The sequence below is a fragment of the Maritimibacter sp. genome, from assembly GCF_016774595.1.
Classification (GTDB): Bacteria; Pseudomonadota; Alphaproteobacteria; order Rhodobacterales; family Rhodobacteraceae; genus Maritimibacter; species Maritimibacter alkaliphilus.
Genome location: NZ_JACBWT010000002.1, coordinates 823,214 through 840,050, shown reverse-complemented (window position 1 = coordinate 840,050; position 16,837 = coordinate 823,214). Strand labels below are relative to the sequence as shown.

At 65.2% G+C, this 16,837-nt stretch carries 13 protein-coding genes; 8 read left to right on the top strand and 5 right to left on the bottom strand.

The features are described from left to right. Positions 1–146 precede the first annotated feature (146 nt). Positions 147–1,784, bottom strand: coding sequence for a hypothetical protein (locus HOY44_RS15410; protein ID WP_287435821.1), 1,638 nt, complete (start codon positions 1,782–1,784; stop codon positions 147–149). Positions 1,785–1,942: 158 nt separating this feature from the next. Between HOY44_RS15410 and HOY44_RS15405 the strand changes: the two genes are divergently transcribed. Together HOY44_RS15405 and HOY44_RS15400 are read left to right on the top strand one after the other, a co-directional pair. Further along, complete coding sequence (locus HOY44_RS15405; RefSeq protein ID WP_287435819.1) at positions 1,943–3,169, top strand: UbiA family prenyltransferase; 1,227 nt, start codon at positions 1,943–1,945, stop codon at positions 3,167–3,169. Between the two features lie 219 nt (positions 3,170–3,388). Further along, positions 3,389–4,996 (top strand): hypothetical protein, encoded by a 1,608-nt coding sequence (locus HOY44_RS15400; RefSeq protein WP_287435817.1) that lies wholly within the window; start codon positions 3,389–3,391, stop codon positions 4,994–4,996. 205 nt (positions 4,997–5,201) lie between these two features. On the opposite strand, the gene HOY44_RS15395 is transcribed toward HOY44_RS15400, so the two are convergent. From HOY44_RS15395 to HOY44_RS15380, 4 genes are all read right to left on the bottom strand, one after another. Next, entirely contained in the window at positions 5,202–6,185 is a 984-nt protein-coding gene (locus HOY44_RS15395; RefSeq protein WP_008330199.1) for an SUMF1/EgtB/PvdO family nonheme iron enzyme, read from the bottom strand. Between the two features lie 4 nt (positions 6,186–6,189). Next, complete coding sequence (locus HOY44_RS15390) at positions 6,190–7,878, bottom strand: hypothetical protein (RefSeq protein ID WP_287435815.1); 1,689 nt, start codon at positions 7,876–7,878, stop codon at positions 6,190–6,192. Between the two features lie 439 nt (positions 7,879–8,317). Next, complete coding sequence (locus HOY44_RS15385; protein WP_287435813.1) at positions 8,318–9,766, bottom strand: sensor histidine kinase; 1,449 nt, start codon at positions 9,764–9,766, stop codon at positions 8,318–8,320. After that, a complete protein-coding gene (locus HOY44_RS15380) occupies positions 9,763–10,500 on the bottom strand; it encodes a response regulator transcription factor (RefSeq protein WP_040884572.1) in 738 nt (245 codons plus the stop codon). Before HOY44_RS15380 ends, HOY44_RS15385 begins: the two co-directional genes overlap by 4 nt. Positions 10,501–10,692: 192 nt before the next feature. Here HOY44_RS15380 and HOY44_RS15375 point away from each other — a divergent pair, with 192 nt between their 5' ends. From HOY44_RS15375 to HOY44_RS15350, 6 genes are all read left to right on the top strand, one after another. Then, positions 10,693–11,937 carry an ABC transporter substrate-binding protein gene (locus tag HOY44_RS15375; RefSeq protein WP_040885543.1) on the top strand — a complete coding sequence of 415 codons (1,245 nt, stop codon included), beginning with the start codon at positions 10,693–10,695 and terminating at the stop codon, positions 11,935–11,937. A gap of 65 nt (positions 11,938–12,002) precedes the next feature. Next, positions 12,003–12,878: a carbohydrate ABC transporter permease gene (locus tag HOY44_RS15370; protein WP_008330210.1), complete on the top strand. Its 876-nt coding sequence runs from the start codon at positions 12,003–12,005 to the stop codon at positions 12,876–12,878. After that, positions 12,871–13,764, top strand: a complete 894-nt coding sequence (locus HOY44_RS15365; protein ID WP_008330212.1) for a carbohydrate ABC transporter permease — start codon at positions 12,871–12,873, stop codon at positions 13,762–13,764. Before HOY44_RS15370 ends, HOY44_RS15365 begins: the two co-directional genes overlap by 8 nt. Before the next feature lie 4 nt (positions 13,765–13,768). Then, complete coding sequence (locus HOY44_RS15360; protein WP_008330214.1) at positions 13,769–14,866, top strand: ABC transporter ATP-binding protein; 1,098 nt, start codon at positions 13,769–13,771, stop codon at positions 14,864–14,866. A gap of 271 nt (positions 14,867–15,137) precedes the next feature. Then, positions 15,138–16,661: an OpgD/OpgG family glucan biosynthesis protein gene (locus tag HOY44_RS15355; RefSeq protein ID WP_287437248.1), complete on the top strand. Its 1,524-nt coding sequence runs from the start codon at positions 15,138–15,140 to the stop codon at positions 16,659–16,661. Beyond that, positions 16,658–16,834, top strand: a complete 177-nt coding sequence (locus HOY44_RS15350) for a hypothetical protein (RefSeq protein ID WP_287435807.1) — start codon at positions 16,658–16,660, stop codon at positions 16,832–16,834. Before HOY44_RS15355 ends, HOY44_RS15350 begins: the two co-directional genes overlap by 4 nt. Positions 16,835–16,837: the final 3 nt, after the last annotated feature.

Genomic DNA, 16,837 nt, shown 5'->3' with positions numbered 1-16,837 from the left:
GGTAACCCCAAAAAGTGATTCCCTCAAAATTTACTCGAGATATGCGATTGTTTAGAAAGGGATAGCAGGATGTAGCGCCCAGGGCATAATGTAGCGGGCCGCGCAAAGGCGGCTACCACATATGGCCCGGTCCGGGCGTCTGCCGCTCAGTTCCCTGCCAGTTTGCGTGCCGCCGCCGCCGTTCCGCCCCCCACGATCGCGTCGAGTGCGCCATCGTAAAGGCCGCGCGCCTGAAGGATTTTCTGGAATTCCAGTGCGGTGTCGCGGTCCCAAGTGCCGGGTGCGCCCTTGCGCAGGTCACCGAAGTCCAGCTTGCCGCTTTCCATCGCCCGCACATAAAGCCCGGCGGCAATCGCCGGGTCATAGGCGACGCCGCGCCCGGTTTCATAGAACACGCCCATCATCGCGATTGCGGGCGGATGGCCGGTCTGGGACACCATTCGGGTCAGGCGCACCTGCTCCTCCGGGTCGTCGGGCAACCCGGAGTTGGGATCGGCATAGAGCGACGAGAGTTCGAGCGCCGCCGAAAGGTTCCCGGCATCCGCCGCCATCGTGTAATACCTGACCGACCGCGTCGTGTCCGGAATGCCCAGCGCCGCGTCGGCCCGTCCCGGAATGCCGTCACCGTTCAGGTATGTCTGGGCGAGCCGGTATTGCGCGAAATGATAGCCTTTGTCGGCGGCCATGGTCATCAGTTCGACCATGCGCGCCGGGTCGCGCGGAACCCCGCGCGCCACCTGATACAGAAGGGCCAGCGTCGTCATGCCAGCGGCGTCGCCCCGCTCGGTGGCGGCCTGATAATGTCCGACCGCCTTGGCGATGTCCTGACCTTCGGGGCCGACGCCGAACAGGAAATAGTCCCCCAGCCGGGTTTCGGCGGCGCCCAGCCCGGCCTCGGCGGACCGGGTGAGCAGGTCGAAGGTCGCCCCCGCCTGCCCGCGCGCCTGTGCGATGGATGCGGCGTGGAACAGAACTTCTGGATCGGCGTCTTCCGCTTCGGCCGCCATCAGGCAGGCCTCTGCCGCCCGTGCCAACGTCTCCTTTTGCGATGCGGCATCGACCGCAGCGGCAGGAACACCTGCATTCGCGGGGCCCGCGATGTCGATGCACTCCTGCGCGGCGATGTCGTAGGGGTCCGGTTCGGGCACCGCTTCGGGTTCCTCCGCGACCTCTTCGGCGCTCTCTGTCGCCGGATCTTCGGGGGCCTCCGCGACTTCTTCCGCGCTCTCGGTCGCCGGGTTTTCGGGAGCCTCGTCCTCCACGCTCGCCTCGGCCTCGGTGTCCGGTTGCTCCGGGGCCTCGGCCTGCGGCGCGGCGTCGGGCGTCATGTCCGTGGCGGCCTCCACGTCGGTTTCTGCATCGTCAGCGGATTGCGTGACCGCCTCCTCGCCACCCGTCACCGTGATATCGGCATCGCCCGCTTCCGTCTCGCCGTCCACATCGGGTGAGGCCACGACGTCGGCACCATCCTTGTCGGCCCGACGCGGCTCGACCCCGTTCAAGATGCCCGACGGACGGTCCGGTGCCGCGTCCGTTTTCTGAACCTGCGGTCCGCCGAGCGTCGGCGCCGCCGGACCTTCGCCATCGCGATCCTTGGCCGTGTTCGCCCCGCTCGCAGAGGGCGCGTCATCCCCCTCGGCGGCCACACCGCCTGTCATCTCCGCCGTCGTGTCGCCGACCTTAACCGACGGGGTCTTTTCGTCCGACCCGTTCGGCGTGTCCTGCGAATAACCGACTCCCGGAATGGTCAGCGTTGCGGCGACGATGACTGCGAAACCTTTCAAGACGACAATCCCCTATGAAATGACACTAAATTGCTAACCGGACCGTGACACCAAGTCTACACCACGCCCCCGGTCAGGGTGTCCGCTCGTTATGAGATTGTCACCTTAAAACGGCTTGGCCACAGTCGAATGAGCGATTCAAGACAAGCCACGGCACCATGCAGAAAGAACTCCGCCCGTCGACCGAACCGTTCATCGTGGACCTCGACCGCGACCTGTTGCGGGGCAATCTGGGGGCCGAGGTGTTCTGGTGGAATGTGTCGCGCGACATCCGCAGCCTGCATCTGCGCAAGCACCGCCGTTACCCAAACCCCAAGCGCCTGCCCTACGACCCCGACGTGATCGCGGGCTGCAAGGCGGCGCGCGCGGAGGGGCGCGAGGTCGTTCTGGCCGACGCCGGAATGCCGGAACTCGCGGGCCCCGTTGCGTCGCATCTGGAGGCCTTCGACCGGACCCAGACCGGCCACGCGCCCGCAAGCGACGTGCCGCGAGAGCGCGCCAGCACGCTCTTGCGCGAAATCCTTCGCCAAATGCGGATGCATCAGTGGGTCAAGAACATCCTCGTTTTTCTGCCGCTCATGGCCGCCCATGCCTTTGCGCCGGACACGCTTCTGAGCGCCCTGCTCGCCTTCCTCGCTTTCGGTTTCGTCGCGTCGGCGGTCTATGTGCTGAACGACCTTGCCGACCTCGAGGCGGACCGGAAGCACCGGACCAAATGCAATCGGCCTTTCGCCTCGGGGCGGCTTCCCGTCAGGTTCGGCGCGCCGATGCTGATCGCGCTTCTCGTCACGGGCTTCGGCATCGCGGTTCTCGTGACCCCGGCGCTGACCATCGTTCTTGCGGGCTATTTCGTGCTGACCACGGCCTATTCGATGAAGCTGAAGGGGATGCTCGCGCTCGATATCGTCGTGCTCGCGATGCTTTATACCGTGCGGATCGTGGCGGGCGCCGCCGCGACCGATATCAATCCGTCGGTCTGGCTCCTGTCTTTCTCGATCTTCCTGTTCCTCTCGCTCGCCGCCGTGAAACGTCTGGCGGAACTCGTCGAGCTTGACGCACGCGGGGCCGCCAAGGCCGCCGCAGGTCGCGCCTATACGGTCGAGGATCGCCCGATCATCGCGATGATCGCCACCGCATCGGGTTTCATCGCCGTGCTGGTGCTGGCGCTCTATCTCGACACCGCCGAAGTGCGCGCGCAGTATGCTGAGCCGATGGCCCTCTGGGGTGTCGGTCTGGTGCTCCTGTTCTGGATCAGCCGAATCGTTCTTCTCGCCCACCGGGGCCTCGTGAATGAAGATCCCGTGGTGTTCGCCCTGACAGACCGGGCGAGTCGCTATCTCGTGGCGATTTGCGCCGTTCTGTTCGCCGTCGGCGTGCTGGCCTAGGCGCGATCGACCGGAAATGCGGCCCAAGCTGCGACGGCCTGTCGCAGTTCGGTGCCGTGATTTGCTTATCAGCCACTCATCGAGGCAAGATTCCGCCCAGTCGGCAAAAATCTCCCACATCGGCGGAACCCGCTTTATTGTCATCTTAACGATGGGACAGTACGAGCGCGGACCATGATCCGACACACACACGATGTTAAAGACACCGCGCCTGTACGCATGCGTCCTCAACCCGTCCACGCGCTCGCCGCCTTGGGGGTTCTTGCTGGCCTGGTCGTCTCCGCCTGGGGCAGCCTGTTCGCTGTCCATACCCTTTATCCGTCCTATGTCTCGGCTTTCGTCGTGACCGAGCCGGCCGCCTCCGCGCCGCAGGTCGCCGACAGCGACCTCGCCTCCCAGACCCAGCGGGTTCTGAGCGGGCTTCGCCTCGACGAGGGGACCGCACCGGAAAAACCGCAGGTCGAACTTGCGGGCTTTACCGAAGCGACCGAAGCGCCCAAACTTCCCGCACCGGAAGCCGAGGCCGCCGCGCCGTCGCCGCAAGACCTCGCCCGGTTGAGCGAAACCGATGCGGACACCCGCGCCGGGTCGTCGCTCGTCCAGCCTGAGCGGGAAGTCGCGATGACCGAGGACGCCACCGAACAGCCCGTGCCGGCCGACCGCATAGTCGCCTCGGCCGAAGTGCCCGATCCGGTTCCGGCTGCCCCGGCGACCGATCTTGCCGATGCCGCGATGCTGGTCGACCCGTCCGACCTTGCCGTGACCGCTTCGATCCGCCCGCGCCTGCGCCCCGAAGGCTTCGCGCCGGTGGCGGCACCGGAGGCGCCCGTGGCCGAGGTCATTCAGGTGGCCGGTGCCGACAACGACCTCGACGGTTTCACCACCTCCACGATGAACTCGACCTCGGTCCTCGCCGTGCCGTCGTCGCCGCGCCCCCGGGCGCTGCCCGATGCGCTGCGCACGGCCTTTGCGCCGACCCGCCAGCAGGCGCAGGAACCGACGCCGGAACCCGATCCGTCCTTCGTCGCCTCGTCGCGCGTCTCCGGCAACGGCTGCGGCCGCAACCACGCCCGCAACATGCCGAACCGCCGTGCGGGCGCACCGACCGGAAGTGCCTTCATGGCCGCCGTCGGCAACGGCAGCGGCGGCAACCGCGACAACGCCATCATCAACGAGCTTGCGCGCGGCAACATGCCGAGCTTCCTGCAAGACCTGCGTCCGGTCGTCATTCGCGGCAAGGACTCGCGCGGGGCCTCGGCCGAGATCGTGGTCTGCGTGACGCCCGACTACCTCGCGCTCGGTTCCGACCGCGATTTCGTCCGCGTGCCGCTGGGCCTGCCCGCGGCCGCTTCGATCGCCGGACGCTTCGGCATGATGCTGCCCACCTCGCGCATGGTCGATGCGATCTACGCACAGGCGTCGGTCAAACTCAGCCCCAAGCCGATGCAAGCCGGGCCGCAGATGTCGTCGACGTCCTATTTCGTGCAGCACAATCAGACCATCGAGGCCCAGCGCGGCGGCCGGATGGGCCTGATCTCGGGCCACAAGAAAGACGTGGTCATGGCCAACCGCATGGCCTCGAACCCGGGGCGCGTCGCCATCTACGGCTGGCACCGCTCGAACGGGAACCCGATCCAGCCGGTGTCGACGGTCCACGGGGCGAGCTATGCCGACTACAGCCACGGCATTCGTCTGGTCAGCCGCACCGCTTATCTGAACGGGCGCGCGGTCGACCTCGAAGACCTGCTGTCTTCGGGCCGCTATGCCTATCTGCTGAACAGCGACGGCCCGATGCCGGGCCCGGTGATCCGCGTCGCCTCGCGCTGACGCGAGACACCAAAACGTACGAAGGCCGCGCCACACCAGCGCGGCCTTCTTCGTTCGGGGCCGCCAGCCCCGTCCCTCTTCTCTGTTTCAAAAAACCTCGGGGGACGCCGCGCAGCGGCGGGGGGCAGCGCCCCCTATCGCCCGGCGCCGCAGGCGACGGGCTCCCCTTGCGCGAGCGAAGCTCGCTCCGTTTGATGACGCCCGATCAGCGAATATCGCGGAAGCACCGGAACCCGAGGTGGTAGTTGGAGTGGCTGCCGTTCGACATGACCTGCGTGCCGTGCCAGAACGGCGCGCGCCAACGCGCCCATTCCTCATGCGCGCGCACGCTGTCCCAGATGAACCAGCTTCCCTTCATCTCGGTCACGCCCAGCGTCTGCGATCCACGACTCGCCATCTGGCTCGGGTTGAGCGGCAGGTTCATGTGCTCGGCCGCGTTTCCTTCGAGGTCATAGACGCCCAGCGCTGATTTGCAGTTCGGAAAGCTGCCGACCGGATAGGTGTTCGACCCGCAGCCCGACCAACTGCCGCCGTTGCATCCGGGCGTCTTGGACGAGGCCTGCGCGCAGATTCCCCGCCGCCATTGCGGCCCATAGGTCCAGTTCTTCGACTGACCCCATTTCGCGTTGTGCCAGGACCGCATCGCACCGTGTGACCCGAGGTCGAAGCGGTAATCGGGCTCCAGGAGCGCACCGGCCGCGGCCCCCTCCCACTCATGGGCGTCACCCATGCGTTTGCCCTCCGCAGCGCAGGTCAGCGCGGCGTTGCGGGCCGAAATCCATGTCACCGGGTAGGCCATCGGGACGTTCGGGTATTCGAACATATCGACGCAGACCGTCGCATCTTCCGGGCGTTGCGTGGCGGGATCGTAAAGCGGTGCCATGTATTTGCGCCCGCAGATCCGTTCGAATTGCGCGTTGCGGTAATACTGATACGGGTCGCCCGGCACCTTGGCGGCGGCCTGTTGTGGCGTCATCGGGTGGCGCGTGACCGCCGGATTGCCCTGCCCGGTCCGGCCCGTGGAATTGAAAATCTGGCGGATGCGCGAGATCTGCGCGGCCGTCACACCGCGCTTTTCCATCATGAGGCGATACATCGCCTCGTTGTTCTCGGCCAACGTCGCGGCGCTCCCGGCACCGCCCGCAAATACCGTCAGAGCCAGTCCCAGCGCCGCAATCGCTTTCCGCATCTTCCTATTCCTTTCGCAGTATGTAGAAGAAATCCCGGTTGTCCGCGAAGCCGACGAACCGCGGAATGCGACCGTTGTCGCCCCAGGGATCGCTTTCGGCCATGTAACGGTTCAGGTGCATCGGTTCGAGCCCGTCACCATTGGCATTCTGCTTGTAGACCGCGAGGTAGGTGAGCTCCGGCGAGTTCATGTCGAGAAGCATCGCATAGTCGCAGTCATAGGCCTGAAACACCCGCGCCATCGCCGAGGGCGTCACCGACGAGAAATAAGCGTAGAGCAGAAACTGACGCCCGCCTGCGGTCTTGAGGCAGGTGCCCGACCGCAGGGTGCGCAGTTGCGCATCCGCCGAGCCGGACCAGTTGCCGCCGCCCCAGGAACTCACCCGATCGCCCGGCACCGCCTGCCCCGTTTCGGGGTCGCGGTCCACGACGGCCACGCCGTTCTGGCGGGCATAGATCAGGTTCGGGACCATTTCGTTGTCGGCCTCGGTCCATGTCTTCATGCCCACTTCGCCGTCGAGCGTCACATAGAGCGTGGCGAGGTTCGGGATCAGCCGGCTGAAGGTCACGCCGTTCGACAGAAAGCCGTAATGGTGCCCCCGGTTGAAGGTCGCGTAGTCGGAAAAGCGGTAGGCGCCGTGATCGCGTTTGAAACCCCCGGCGAAGGCCGCGACCGCGCGGCTGGTCAGCGACGGCGACAGCATCCCGTTGCGCACCAGCGGGTCGGGGCGGTTGAATCCGTCGGGGCCCGCCAGTTGCCAGTCGCTGCCCGACCGCGACGGGCGGGAGGACCAGCCAAGGCCCGGGTGATCGGTGCCCAATTCATACCCGACCTCGAATTTCCCAAGATCGAAGGCGACGAGGTAGACGTCGGCGTTCTGTTCGACCCCGTCGAGCCAGTTGGCGCCGTTGCGTTCGGACAGAATGCTGTTGGCGATATAGGCGGGCTTCATCACGCTGGAATAGACGCCCTCGTTGCCCTCGACCGCGTACCATGCCCCGGCCTCCATTCCGCCCTCGGCACCCTCGACCTCGATCGACATGTTGGGGCGCATGACCGGCTGACGGTCCAGCGCCGCCGTGCCCAGCGCGGCGACGGCATCGCCCGCATCGCCATCCTCGACCGTCTCGGCGTTCTCGAGAAACGCGTCCTCGAAGAAGGTGCCCTTGATGAGGTTCACCAGCTTGTCGCCGAACACCACGTTTTCGCGCAGGAAATCCGACACGGCCTCGCGGTTGGTGCGGCTGCCCGACACCTTGTTGCGCAGGTAGATTTTCTGCCCGCAGAGCGGCGCATAGGGCAGCCCGCTCCCCGCCGCTGTCGCCAGCGCCGAAGGCTCGCCCGTCCACGGCGTGCAACTGTCCTGACTGCCAAGGCCGGCGATGCTGAGTTCGGGTTGATCGCCGTCGGTCAGCGTCAGGGTCCAGGTCTGCGCATCCGCGTTCTCGAAATGAAACCGTTGCGCGCCCGCACCTTCGGCCTGAATTTCCAGAAGATACCAACGGTTCACACCGGGATGCAGCGAGGTCAGGCGATAGGTGGTCCCATCCGCCGCGACAGTTTCCTGTGCAGTCCGCATCGGTGCCATTTCGATGACCGACCCAACCGAGTCCTGATTGTAGGTCTCCCATTGGGCGGCAAGCGTCGCGGCATCGGCTTCGGTCATCCCTTCGGCGACGGCAGCGTGCGCCACCAAAGCGATCAAGCAACCCGCCGCAGCCCCACATGCGCGCCGGGTGATCTGGTCAAACATAAAAACTCCATTCATATCGCGGTCGCGAAAATTGCTTCTTCGGGAAATGCGAGGCAAGCGCCGACCCCTCGTGCGCGCAGATCGAATGCGACTGTCCCATGCTCCGACCTCCCCGATCCCCTCTTTGGGTGAATCGTTGTTATCGCAGCCATTTTACGGGACTTGCGCCATGCGCCAAGCCTGCCGAACGGGATTCAGCAGAACGTGATGTGGAATCCCCAGCTTCGGCGGTTTTTGCGGCGAGAGCCGTCGCGTGGGACTGGGATTTCGGAATGAGCCTGCGAAGTCGTTCCTGTTCCCGAGAATGTTCGATTATTACAAGCGAAAGGCAGGACGGTCCCACCCGTTTGCAAGAACTGGTTCGGTATCGCCAAGCCACCTAAGCGCGCAGAATCTCGAACCGTGCGCGCAGACCGCGGTCTCCGCGCTCGAAGAACAGCCGACCGCCGTGCTGTTCCGCGACGGTCGCGACGATGGTCAGCCCCATGCCGAAGCCCGAAATCGTCTCGGTGTTCGTGCCGCGCTTGAACGGGGCCACGGCCGCCTCGACATCCGGGACCGACATATCGCTGCCCTCGTCCTCGACCGTCAGAACGACGCGATCCGACGCGACGGCGAGCGAGACATGGGCCCGGCGCCCGTATTTCAGCGCATTGTCGATCAAGTTGGACAGCGCACGGGCAAGCGCGATGGGACGCCCTGTAACGAGAACGCGCTGGCGTTCGGTCAGCGCCCCCCGCCCCTGCTTGCCGGTGAACAGGGACCGGGCTGCGGCGGCCGTCGGTTCCTCCATCTCGAAGGTCACGGGATGGCCGACATCCTGAAAATCCGCCACGGTCGCCTCGACCAGCGACAGAAGCGACAACTGGCGCGCATCCTCGGCATCCATTTCGGCGCGGGTGTAGGTGAGCACGCTTTCGATCATCCCGGTCATGCGGTCGATGTCGGTTTCGAATTTCCCGCGCAACGCCTCGTCCTCGATCAGCGCCGCACGCAGTCTCAGGCGCGTGGCGGGCGAGCCAAGGTCATGGCTGACGCCCGACAGAACAACCGCCCGGTTCTCCAACTGCTTTCGCTCGGCGTCGAGATAGGCGTTCACCGAGGTCACGATCTCGCGCAGTTCCTGCGGCCCCTCGATCTCGTAAAGGTCACGCTCGCCGATCCTTCGGCGTCCTTTCAGCAGGTCCGCGAAGGCGGTGAACTGCCCCGCCGTGTTGACCGAAACCGTGAACAGGATCGCCAGCGTCACGGCCGACAGTAACACGGACGGAAGGCGCAGGTCGGTCGGGGCGGCGTCGCAGGTCCAAAGCCCGTCGCCGGATACGGCGACCCAAGGCCCTGCCCCGGCGCGCGCGAGGATCACCGCGTCACTGCAATAGCGTGCGACTAGGCGGACCAGCAGCCCGAGTGTTTCGGCGGACCTCTGGCCCTCGGACTTGGTGATGTCGCTGACCTGATAGCGCACGTCGCGCGACAGGACCGCAAGGCTCAGTCCGGCCCTCCCGGCATCCTCGGTGGTGTCCGGCAGGATCGAGGCGAGCGACACCCGTGTCGGGCGGGGGGCGAAACTGAGGGCGGAAAAGTCACCCGCGTCGGCGCGGGCGGCATCGTCCGGCGCGAGGCGTTCGAGGCTCAGACCGTTCGGTGGCGGCAGCCCGTCGGTCAGCGTGTCGTAAAGCAGCACGCCGGTCACGCGCGCCCGGTCGAGGTATCCGGTCCAGTTCCGGTTCGATGTGGACCACATCCAGGCGGCGACCAGCCCGATCGCGAAGGCGGCAAAGACCATCGCGACCGCCCCGTTGCGCAGGCTGGGCCGGATCAGGCTCACGCGTCTTCCGCCGTCACGTCCACGGCCAGCACATAGCCCACCCCCCGTTCCGTGCGCAACATGACGGGGGCCTTGGGATCATCCTCGATCTTGGACCTGAGGCGACCCACGAGCATGTCGATGGCCCGCCCCGATGCCTCGTCCTCGTGCCCGCCCTCGCCGGTCACGTCCAGTGTCGCCGCGATCTCGGCCCGGGTCAGCGGGATGAACGGATTGGCGAGCAGAGCCTGAAGCAGCGCATGTTCGCGCCGCGACAGCGACACCTGATACCCATCGGGTGAGATGACCTCGTCGCGCTTGGCGTCATAGGTCCAGCCCGCGAAACGAAACACCTTGGTCCGCCGCCGATGCGACAGCGAGGCCGCGCGACGGGTGCGGGCCAGCACCGCCTTGACCCGTGCGATCAGAAGATCCGGGTTGAAAGGTTTGGCGATATAGTCGTCGGCCCCGACCTCATACCCTGCCATGCGCTGATGGTCCGCCGAGAGCGCCGAGACGAGGATGATCGGCACGTCTTCGTCCCGCCTGAGATCGCGGCAGATCTCGACCCCGTTCTCGTCGCCCAGCATCACGTCGAGCAGGATCATGTCGACCCGCCCCGCTGCGAGCGCGGCCTTGATGTCCTCGCGCGAATTCGCGCCGTGGGCGATGAAACCGTGTTTGTGCAGAAACTCGGTCATCATCCCGCGCATGTCGGCGTCGTCGTCCACGACGAGAAGTCTGGGTATCGTCACCGTGCGTCCTCCTCCCCGGCGATCTTTCCGGCCAGCCTGCACCAAATGCAACGCCCGCGTAACAGCCTGTAACAAACCGCGCCGAAATCAACATCGGGTGTCGGAACGGCCCCTTGATCGGGGCACGGCGCCGAGCGCAGGATACATGATAGCGCTGTCATGGAGGGCAGCGATATCTGGGAGGAACTCAAGATGAAATACACCGCATTCGCGGCCGTCTCTGCCGTCGCCCTGTCCGTCGCGGGCATGGCCCAAGCCGAACCGCAGGCCGAAGTCCTGCATTGGTGGACCTCGGGCGGCGAGGCCAAATCGGTCGCCGTTCTTCAGGAAGAATTCGCCGAGAACGGCGGGACGTGGACCGACATGCCCGTCGCGGGCGGCGGTGGCGACGCCGCCATGACCGCTCTGCGCGCCCGCGTGCTCGCCGGCAACGCGCCGACCGCCGTCCAGCTCAAGGGCCCGGCGATTCAGGAGTGGTACGAAGAAGGCGTGCTGGCCGATATTTCGAGCGTCGCCGAGGCACAGGGTTGGGCCGACGTGCTGCCCGCCTCGATCGCCAACCACATGAAATGCGAAGGCACCTGGTGCGCGGCCCCCGTGAACGTTCACCGCGTGGACTGGATCTGGGCCAACGCCGAAGTGCTCGAAGCCAACGGCATCGAAATGCCGACGACCTGGGAAGAATTCAACGCCGCCGCCGAGACGCTTCAGGCCGCGGGCATCACCCCGCTCGCCCATGGCGGTCAGGCATGGCAGGACGCGACCGTGTTCGAAACCGTCGTGCTCGGCCTTGGCGGGCCGGAGTTCTTCCAGTCCGCGCTGGTCGACCTCGACACCGAGGCGCTGACCTCGGACACGATGAAGGCGGTCTTCGACCAGATGCGCACCCTGCGCGGCTATGTCGACGACAACTTCTCGGGCCGCGACTGGAACCTCGCCACGGCGATGGTCATGAACGGCGAAGCCGCGTTCCAGATCATGGGTGACTGGGCCAAGGGCGAATTCCTCGCCGCCGGTAAAGTGCCGGGCGAAGACTTCCTCTGCGCCTCCACCCCCGGTGACGGCTTCCTCTACAACGTCGACAGCTTCGCGATGTTCGAAGTGGACGGCGACGACAAGCGCGCAGGTCAGGAGCTTCTGGCCGAGCTGATCGTCGGTCAGAACTTCCAGAAGGTGTTCAACCTCAACAAAGGTTCGATCCCGGCCCGCACCGACGTGTCGCTGGACGAGTTCGACAGCTGCGCCGTGACCTCGTCCGAGGATATGGCGGCTTCGTCCGAAAGCGGTTCGCTCCTGCCCAGCTACGCGCATGGCATGGCGCTGCGCGGCGCGCAGGCAGGTGCGATCACCGACGTGGTGACGGCCCACTTCAACTCCGACATGTCGTCGGATGAAGCGGTGCAGATGCTCGCCGACGCCGTCGCGAACTCGATGTGATCTGACATCACCCGAACACCGGACCCGTCCCCTTCGGGGGCGGGTTCATTCAGGGGGAGGAATACATGGCCAAGTGGTTCGAATCCCATTTGCCCAAGATCGTGCTGGCGCCCAGTTTCATCGCCGTCCTGATCTTCGTCTATGGCTTCATCGGCTGGACCGCCTGGGTGTCGCTCACCCGCTCGCGTCTCCTGCCGAAATACGAGATCGAAGGCTTCATCCAGTATGAGCGCCTGTTCGACTCGCCGCGCTGGGACACGGCGATCACCAATCTTTACATCTTCGGGGGCCTCTACATCGGCATCTCGATGGTTCTGGGCCTGATCCTCGCGATCCTTCTGGACCAGAACATCCGCACCGAAGGCGCGATCCGCACGATCTATCTCTACCCGATGGCGCTTTCGATGATCGTGACCGGGACCGCGTGGAAATGGATCCTGAACCCCGGTCTGGGCGTGCAGAACATGGTGCAGGGCTGGGGGTTCGAGAATTTCACCTTCGACTGGCTGGTGAACCCGGACAGGGCGATCTACGCGATCATACTCGCGGCCATATGGCAATCCTCCGGCTTCGTCATGGCGCTGTTCCTCGCCGGTCTCAGATCGGTCGATACCGAGATCATCCGGGCCGCGCAGGTCGACGGCATTCCGACATGGCGCGTCTATACCGCGATCATCATTCCCTCGATGGCTCCGATCTTCCTGTCGGCCTTCATCGTGCTCGCCCACTTGGCGATCAAGAGCTTCGACCTCGTCATCGCGCTTACGGGCGGCGGACCGGGTTATGCCACCGACCTGCCCGCGACGTATATGTATGCCATGGCGTTCTCACGCGGAGACATCGGTCAGGCGGCAAGTTCGGCCATGATCATGATGCTCGTCGTCTTCGCGATCATCGTGCCCTACCTCTACTCGGAACTGAGGGTGACGAAGCATGACTGATGCGACTTTCTCTCCCGCCCGCAGGCAAAGTGCGCTTGGCAAGACCGCCCTGCGCTGGGGGCTCTACATCATCCTCGCGCTGTTCGCGGTCTACTACCTGCTGCCGCTCTTCGTGATGGTCACCACGTCCTTGAAGAGCCTCGAAGAGATCCGCACCGGCGACCTCGTCGCCCTGCCCCGCGAAATCACTTTCGACGCGTGGCGCACGGCCTGGTCCGAGGCCTGCACCGGCATCCAGTGCGAGGGCGTGCGCCCCTACTTCTGGAACTCGGTGCTGATCGCGGTGCCCGGTGTCGTCATCTCGACCCTGCTCGGGGCCGTGAACGGCTATGTCATCGCGCAATGGCGGTTCAAGGGGGCCAACATCATCTTCGCCCTGATGCTGTTCGGCTGCTTCATCCCGTTCCAGGTGGTTCTGCTGCCCATGGCGCGCCTGCTCGGCATGATGGGCATCGCCGGAACGATCCCGGGGCTGATCTTCGTCCACGTGATCTATGGCATCGGCTTCACGACGCTGTTTTTCCGCAACTACTACGTCACGATCCCGCAGGAGCTGGTGAAGGCCGCCAAGGTGGACGGGGCCACGTTCCTGCGCATTTTCTGGTCGATCTTCCTGCCCCTCAGCCTGCCCATCATCGTGGTCAGCATCATCTGGCAGTTCACCCAGATCTGGAACGACTTCCTCTTCGGGGTCTCGTTCAGTCAGGCGGGCACCCAGCCCGTGACCGTGGCGCTCAACAACATCGTCAATTCGACGACGGGCGTGAAGGAATACAACGTGGACATGGCCGCTGCGATCATCGCCGCGCTCCCCACCCTTCTCGTCTATGTCGTCGCAGGCAAATACTTCATCCGCGGTCTGACCGCCGGTTCCGTGAAAGGCTGACCCAATGGCACCCATTCTCGACATCCGCAATCTCTACAAGAACTACGGCTCGGTAGAGATCCTCAAGGACATCAACGTGGCGATCGAGCCGGGCGATTTCCTTGTTCTCGTCGGCCCCTCCGGCTGCGGCAAGTCCACGCTTCTGAACTGCATCGCGGGGCTGGAGCCGATTTCCGGCGGGTCCATCGCCATCGGCGGGGACGACATGACCAATGTCAGCCCCAAGGACCGCGACATCGCCATGGTGTTCCAGTCCTACGCGCTCTACCCGACGATGAGCGTCGCCAAGAACATCACCTTCGGGATGAAGGTGCGCGGCGTGGATCAGGCGACGCAGGACCGCAAGCTCGCCGATGTGGCCCGTCAGTTGCAGATCGAACCGCTTCTGAACCGCCGCCCCGGCCAGTTGTCGGGCGGGCAGCGTCAGCGTGTCGCCATGGGCCGTGCACTGGTGCGCGACCCGAAGCTGTTCCTCTTCGACGAGCCGCTGTCGAACCTCGACGCAAAGCTGCGGGTCGAGATGCGGACCGAGATCAAGTCGCTGCACCAGAACCTCGGCGCGTCGATGGTCTATGTGACCCACGACCAGATCGAGGCGATGACGCTCGCCACCAAGATCGTCGTGATGAAAGCCGGGGTGATCCAGCAGATCGGCTCGCCGTCCGAGATCTACAACCGGCCCGCCAACCTCTTCGTCGCGGATTTCATGGGTTCGCCCGCCATGAACCTGATCCCGGCCAAGGCGCGCACCAACGGGGGCGGCACCACCATCGAGATCGCGCGGCGCGAAGGCGAACCGATCGTGCTGAACGACCCGCGCGCAAAAGACCTGCCTGCAGACGTGATCGTGGGGCTGAGGCCCGAGGACATCGCCGAGCCGGGGTTCCGCCATGGCGAGACGGTGCAACAGGCCGACTGCCGCGTCGATATCGTCGAACCTGCCGGGGCCGACACCTATGTGATGACGCATCTGGGCGGCAAACCCGTGACGGCGCGGATGCATTCCGAGACCGAGGCGGCGGCGGGCAACGTGCACACCTTCGCCTTCGACCTCGCCAAAGTGTCGTATTTCGAACCGGAAACAGGCCACCGGCTCAACTGACCACGGTGGCGGCGCGGGCCCTTGCTGTCACGCGCCGCACCCTTTGCCCAGCAAACAGGCAGACCTCCGCCGAATTGCGATCAAAAACTCGCCAACTCTCGCCACCCTCCACAAAATGCCCCTTGCGTTCCGCACTGCGGCATTAGAATTTCCTACGCTAACTCAGGAAGTTGTGGAGTGAGAATTGACCCAGGCGATTCGCGGCCTTCGCGCCCGCAGCACACGCCGCCAGGTCTTGACCGGACTGCTGTCGACCGCCGCCCTCGCACCGATGGCATGGCCCTTGCGGAGCCTTGCTCAGGATGCCGCCGAAGCGGCGCCAGAGGCATCACCCACCACGCCCTTCAGCTTCGACTGGCTGTCGGAACGGATGCAGACGGCCGCGACCGGCGCGCCGCAGGCCCCGGAACAGATCACCGGGTTCCTGACCGAGTTCGACTACGACGACTACCAGCGGGTGCGCTTCCGGCGTGACCGGACGCGGTGGACCGAGACCGAGAACGCGCCCTTCCACCTGAATGCCTTCCATCTCGGCTGGCTCTTCAACGAACCCGTCCACCTGTACGAGGTCACGGACGGTCAGGCCGTGCCGATGCGCTTCACGACCGCCGATTTCGACTATTCGGACGTGAAGACCGAGATCCCCAACAATTTCGAGATGGCGGGCGTCGCGGGGTTCCGGCTGATGACGCCGCTCAACCGCGCGGATCACTACGACGAACTCGCGGCCTTTCTGGGCGCGAGCTATTTCCGTGCGCTGGGGCGGGGCAACGTCTATGGCCTGTCCGCGCGTGGTCTGGCCGTGAACACCGGAATGCCGGACGGCGAGGAGTTTCCGCGTTTCACCGAGTTCTGGCTGGAAAAAGCCGCAGAAGGTGACGCGTCGGTCACGCTCTACGCGGCGCTTCGGTCGAAATCCGTCACGGGGGCCTATCGCTTCGTCCTGACGCCGGGCGAGACGACGACGGTGGACGTGACCGCGCGGCTTTTCATGCGTGAGAACGTGCAGCAGCTTGGCGTCGCGCCGCTGACCTCGATGTTCCTGTTCGGCGGGGCCGATCCCGGTGCCTTCGACGACTTCCGGCCCGCCGTTCACGACAGTGACCACCTGATCCTGAACACCCGCGCGGGCGACACTTACCTGCGCCCGCTGGTGAACCCGTCGCGCCTTGGCAACTCCTATCTGGCCGCACAAGACCCGGCTTCGTTCGGACTGATCCAACGCGAGCGGGATTTCGATCAATATCTGGACGCACAGGCGCATTACGAGCGCCGCCCTTCGCTGATCGTCGAGCCGCTCGGCGACTGGGGCCGCGGGTCGGTCCGGCTGCTCGAGATTCCCTCGGATCTCGAAGGGAACGACAACATCGTCGCCTATTGGGTGCCGGATGGTCCGGCACGTCAGGGCGACGCATTCGAGTTCAGCTATCGCCTGCACTGGGGTCTGGCGCCCCGGGGCGACCGCGCTTCCGAGCGTGCCCGCGTTTTGCGCACCCGTGTCGGAAAAGGCGGCGTTGCGGGCGTCAAAGGCACCACGGACCGCAAAAAGTTCGTCATCGACTTCGACGGCGGGCTTTTGGCGGAACTTCCCCGCGATGCGGACATTGAGCCGAAAGTGACGGTTCTGCGCGGCGAGCTTTCGCAGGCGATCCTGTCTCCGGTCGAGGGCACCGACCTGTGGCGTCTGGTGATCGAGGCGGTGCCGGGCGACGGCTCGATGGAGTTGCAGGCGGTCCTCACGGGCTACGGGCGGATCTTGAGCGAGACATGGCTGTACCAATGGGTGAGCGAATGAAAGACGTGTGGGAAAACGACGGGCCGGTCCGGGCGATGATTTCGGACGAGCCAGAGGGCTGGGCGCCGCCCGAAGCCCCGCTCGACATGCCCCCGCAGGTTCTTGAAACCCCCGCGGTGCGACTGGATATAGGTCAGATCTTCAGGATGATCCTTCCGCGCCAGCGCATCTGAACG